The 5,135-nt window shown below is 69.8% G+C and carries 4 protein-coding genes and 1 pseudogene; all 5 read left to right on the top strand.

What is annotated here, in order from left to right:
- A pseudogene (locus AB0F03_RS37740) lies at positions 1-99 on the top strand (ATP-binding protein); the annotation flags it as partial.
- 388 nt (positions 100-487) lie between these two features.
- Positions 488-3,823, top strand: coding sequence for a nitrate- and nitrite sensing domain-containing protein (locus tag AB0F03_RS37735; RefSeq protein WP_362000991.1), 3,336 nt, complete (start codon positions 488-490; stop codon positions 3,821-3,823).
- 10 nt (positions 3,824-3,833) lie between these two features.
- A complete protein-coding gene (locus AB0F03_RS37730) occupies positions 3,834-4,247 on the top strand; it encodes a roadblock/LC7 domain-containing protein (protein WP_030948713.1) in 414 nt (137 codons plus the stop codon).
- A gap of 96 nt (positions 4,248-4,343) precedes the next feature.
- Positions 4,344-4,907: a DUF742 domain-containing protein gene (locus tag AB0F03_RS37725; protein WP_362000988.1), complete on the top strand. Its 564-nt coding sequence runs from the start codon at positions 4,344-4,346 to the stop codon at positions 4,905-4,907.
- Positions 4,888-5,135, top strand: a 248-nt coding sequence (locus AB0F03_RS37720; protein ID WP_362000985.1) for an ATP/GTP-binding protein, incomplete at its 3' end; no start/stop codon positions are given. The genes AB0F03_RS37725 and AB0F03_RS37720, both read left to right, overlap by 20 nt.

The following is a 5,135-nucleotide window of genomic DNA, read 5'->3' as shown; positions in this document are numbered from 1 at the left end:
GACACCCCCATCATCACCACCGACGCCCGCCACCGCGCGGACGCCAAGTCGGCACTGATCACCCTCGTCGAGCACGCCCTCATGGCGCGCCTGCGATAGCACTCGGACACGACGAGCGACAGGGCAGTTGTCGTGAAGGTTCCGGAGCCGGCTGTGGCCTTAGACACGGTCGGCTCCGGCGTTCATAACAGTTCGGCAGAGGAATCGTCCGGTCTCACCACGCGACGCGGTCGCGTGGTGCCGCTGTGCGCACGAACGCCCCGCCTTTTGGCGGGGCTCGCTCTTTATGACCGTTTTATCTTGCGTTTACAACTGCACCACTACCGGGTTTGCAGTGTTTGGATGTGCACTGGTCCACGTGCTGGAATGCCTGAACTGCCCAATGGTCAAAGACGTACTGAGTGCGTACTGAGTGGTCGATGACGAACCGGGTTCTGAGAGACTGCGGCACGACGAAGGTGCCGACCGCCGGAAGGTTGTTGGTCGAGTGAGGCGAAGCAAGAACGGTCCCGAGCCGTCGGCGCGGGGCAACTTCACCCCGCCGCCGCGCGCTGCGGCGCCCACCCCCGCGCCCGGAGCGGAGCCGGTGGCCACTCCCGTGTCCAGCGGCGGCCGTCTCTCCCCGCGGAACTGGCGGGTGCCCACCCGTCTGAACGCGATCCTGCTCATACCCGTGATGGTCGGCCTCGTCATGGGCGGCTTCCAGGTGAAGAGCTCCATCGACACCTGGCAGCAGGCCCGTGACGCGGAGAGCACCGCCCGTCTGGTGCGTGCCGCGCTCGGTTACGCCGACGCCCTGGAGAACGAGCGGGACGTCTCCGCGGCCCCCCTGCTCCAGCACAAGAAGGACGCCGCCGGCAAGCAGACCGTCGACGCGGCCCGCAAGGCCACGGACCAGGCCGCCGGCACGTTCGCCGAGGCGACCAAGAGCATGCCGCAGACCTCGGGTCTGGTGCGCCGGTTGCGCCTGTTCCACGAGGTCGAGCCCACGCTGGCGACGCTGCGCCAGGCCGCGTACACCTCCAAGATGCACGGTGTGGAGACGGAGGAGGGGTACGTCACCCTCGCCCACCCCCTGATGGAGTTCGCCAACGAACTCGGTCTGGGCACCGGCAACATCACCTCCTACGGCCGCACCGTCTACGCCATGTCGCTGACCAAGGCGGCCCTGTCGCTGGAGCGGTCGATCGGCACCCATCTGCTGGTCAACCCCGGTCCCGACGCGCCGAACCTGGCGACCCAGCGGGTCTCCCTGTCCTCGTACGCCTACCTGGAGCGCATCGCCCGGGAGGAGTACATAGGTGGTGGCACCGAGGCCGACGCGCAGCGGCTGACCGACGCCGAGGCGAAGATCAAGTCGGACGCCGCCGCCCTGGCCGAGGAGGCCAAGGGGCGCGACCCGAGGTACGTCGCCCCGCCGTCCGACCCGTCCAAGTTCGTCGGCGCGCTGGCCACGATGAAGGACACCAGCGAGATCACCCGCCAGGGGCTGGCCCAGGGCGGTATCACCGCCGAGAACTGGTGGGCGCTGAACACGCTGAAGTACAAGGCCTACCGCCAGATCGAGTCCGACATGGCGGACCGGGCCGTGAACGAGGCGTCGGGCATCGCCGACGACGCCAAGACCTCGGCGTTCATCACGGGTGCCGTGGTCGTCATCGCCCTGCTGGCCGCGTTCATCCTGGCCGGCCTGGTGGCCCGCCAGATGAGCCGGGCGATGCGCCAGCTGCGCAACGCCGCGTTCGGCATCGCCGAGCAGCGGCTGCCGATGCTGGTCGACCAGCTGTCCCGCACCGACCCCGGCCGGGTCGACACCCGGGTGGCGCCGATCCCCATCACCACCAAGGACGAGATCGGCGAGGTCGCCCGCGCCTTCGACCAGGTCCACCGCGAGGCGGTGCGGCTCGCCTCCGAGCAGGCGCTGCTGCGGGGCAACATCAACGCGATCTTCACCAACCTGTCGCGCCGCAACCAGTCGCTGATCGAGGGCCAGTTGACCCTGATCACCGACCTGGAGAACAACGAGGCCGATCCGGACCAGCTGGAGAACCTCTTCCGGCTGGACCACCTCGCGACCCGTATGCGCCGCAACGGCGAGAACCTCCTGGTCCTCGCCGGCGAGGAGCCCGGCCGCCGCTGGGACCAGCCGGTCCCGCTGGTCGACGTGCTGCGCGCCGCCTCCTCCGAGGTGGAGCAGTACGAGCGCATCGAGCTGTCGGGCGTGCCGGAGGCCGAGATCCACGGCCGCGCGGTCACCGACCTCGTGCACCTGCTGGCCGAGCTGCTGGAGAACGCCACCACGTTCTCCTCCCCGCAGACCAAGGTCCGGGTCACGGCGACCCGGCTGCCGGACGGCCGCGTCATGGTCGAGATCCACGACAAGGGCATCGGTCTGACGGCCGAGGACTTCGCGGACATCAACCACAAGCTGGCCAACCCGCCGACCGTGGATGCCGCGATCTCCCAGCGCATGGGTCTGTTCGTGGTCGGCCGGCTGTCCGACCGGCACGGCATCCGCGTCCAGCTGCGTCCCTCGGGCGAGCAGGCCGGTACGACCTCGCTGGTCATGCTGCCGGACGCGATCACGCACGGTGGTGGCGGCGAGGTCCCGCTGGACCGCGAGGAGTTCACCGTCTCGCAGATCATCCCGGAGCAGCAGTTCCAGGGTGAGAGCTTCGCCCCGCAACAGCAGCAGCCGGCGCTGCGGACCGCCGCCGAACTCGGTTTCGACGACAGCCGGTACACCGAGGTCCCCGACGACGCCCGCGACCTGGACCCCGTCGGCCGCTCCCTGATGCGGGAGGGGCGCCGCGCCGCCCTGGACACCCAGTCCCCCGACGAGCGCCCCGCCGATCCGCAGCAGGACGCGGCCGGTTACGGGGACCCGCGCTTCGAGGGACAGCAGCAGCAGTCCTACCGGGAGCAGCCGCAGCAGTCGCCGTACGAGGAGTCCGCGTACGAGGAACGGCAGCAGACCTCCTACCAGGAGCAGCCGTACCAGGAGCAGCCGCAGTACCGGGACCAGCAGGCGTACCAGGAACAGCCGTATCAGGAGACGTACTCGGGGTCGTACGAGAAGCCGTACGACGAGCAGTACTACGCGCCGGAGGCCGAGCAGCAGCAGAGCGACGGCTTCTCCCCGAACGGTGGCTCCCCCAACGGTGGCTACGCCGAGCCCGCGTCCGCGTATGCGGAACCGGCTCAGGCTCCGTCCTACCAGGACGACTGGCCCCAGCAGGACGGTTACCAGAACGGCTATCCGGCCCAGTACGCTCCGGAAACGGAAGCTCCGCAGGCCGCTGACGCGAGTGAGCGGAACCACGTAGGCTTCGACCGTCCGGACCCGGCCTCCGCCGCCGCACCCCCGCTGACCGACGCCGGGCTGCCGCGCCGCGGTTCCCTCGCGGCCGGCCCGCAGGGCGCCGGCTCCGCGAACGGCACCGCGCGGGTGCGGCAGGAGACGCCCGCTCCCGCACCGGCCGACGCTCCGGGGGCACCGGCGGCGGGTGGCAACACCGACTGGCGCTCGGCGAACGACGAGCGCTGGCAGCAGGCCGCCCAGCTCCGCAAGCCCAAGGCAGGCGGGGTCACCGCCTCCGGCCTGCCGCGGCGGGTACCCAAGGCCAACCTGGTCGAGGGCGCCGCCGAGAACACCCCCCAGGGAGGCCCACAGGTCTCCCGCGCTCCGGAGGACGTCCGGGGCAGGCTGAGCAACCTGCGCCGGGGCGTCCAGCGTGGACGCAGCGCAGGCAGTGAATCGAACGGCCAGGCAACCACCGATCAGCACGGTGGTCCTGACAGCACCTACAACCAGGAGCGTTAGTGTGAGCCCGATGAGCCAGGCGGCACAGAACCTGAACTGGTTGATCACCAACTTCGTGGACAACACCCCGGGGGTGTCCCACACGGTGGTGGTCTCCGCCGACGGACTCCTTCTGGCGATGTCCGAAGGCTTCCCCCGTGACCGCGCCGACCAGCTCGCTGCCGTCGCCTCCGGTCTGACCTCGCTGACCGCCGGTGCCTCGCGCATCTTCGAGGGCGGCAGCGTGAACCAGACGGTTGTGGAGATGGAGCGGGGATTCCTGTTCCTCATGTCCATCTCCGACGGTTCGTCGCTCGCGGTCCTGGCCCACCCGGAAGCGGACATCGGCCTCATCGGGTACGAGATGGCCCTGCTGGTGGACCGCGCGGGCACGGTCCTGACCCCGGATCTCCGCGCGGAGCTCCAGGGCAGCCTTCTCAACTAGTAATCGGACGGTGCGTTTGCGTGTCCCGGGGCCTTAAGGTTTCGGGACGCGGCTCCACAGATTTTCGGGCGCCCGGCGCAGTAGGAGGAGGAGAAAGTGGCAACACCCCCAGGCAGTTCGTCTCCGGGCAACTGGTCGTACGGCCCTGCCCAGGGTCAGGGCGACGGCTCGGCGAACCGGTACAACTTCCCCTCCGCTCCCAGCCACCGGCAGCCGTACGCCCCGCAGGGCCCGGGACCGTCCCCGTACGACCAGCCCCCGGCCCCGCGTATCCAGCCGGTACAGCCGCAGCGCCGCCCCGAGCCGGCTCCGGCGGCGAACAACCCCCTGGTGCGTCCGTACGCCATGACCGGCGGCCGGACCCGCCCGCGCTACCAGCTCGCCATCGAGGCACTGGTGCACACCACCGCCGCTCCGCACCAGATGCAGGGCCAGTTGCCCGAGCATCAGCGGATCTGCAACCTGTGCCGGGAGATCAAGTCGGTGGCCGAGGTCTCGGCCCTGCTGACGATCCCCCTCGGCGTGGCCAGGATTCTCGTCGCCGACTTGGCGGAGGCGGGCCTGGTCGCCATCCATCAGCCCGGCGGCGACGAGAACGCCGGTGGCCAGCCAGACGTGACACTGCTCGAAAGGGTGCTCAGTGGACTTCGCAAGCTCTAGCGGCGGTCCTTCCCGCTCCACCACCTCCGCGAAGATCGTGGTGGCGGGCGGCTTCGGCGTGGGTAAGACCACGTTCGTCGGCGCCGTCTCGGAGATCAACCCGCTGCGCACAGAGGCCGTCATGACGTCCGCTTCCGCGGGCATCGACGACCTGACCCACACCGGGGACAAGACCACCACCACGGTGGCCATGGACTTCGGCCGTATCACCCTGGACCAGGACCTGAT

Origin of the sequence: Streptomyces sp. NPDC028722 (assembly GCF_040637655.1) — a bacterium.
Classification (GTDB): Bacteria; Actinomycetota; Actinomycetes; order Streptomycetales; family Streptomycetaceae; genus Streptomyces.
Note: the sequence above shows the minus strand (reverse complement) of the source record. Positions and strands in the feature narration are given on the sequence as shown.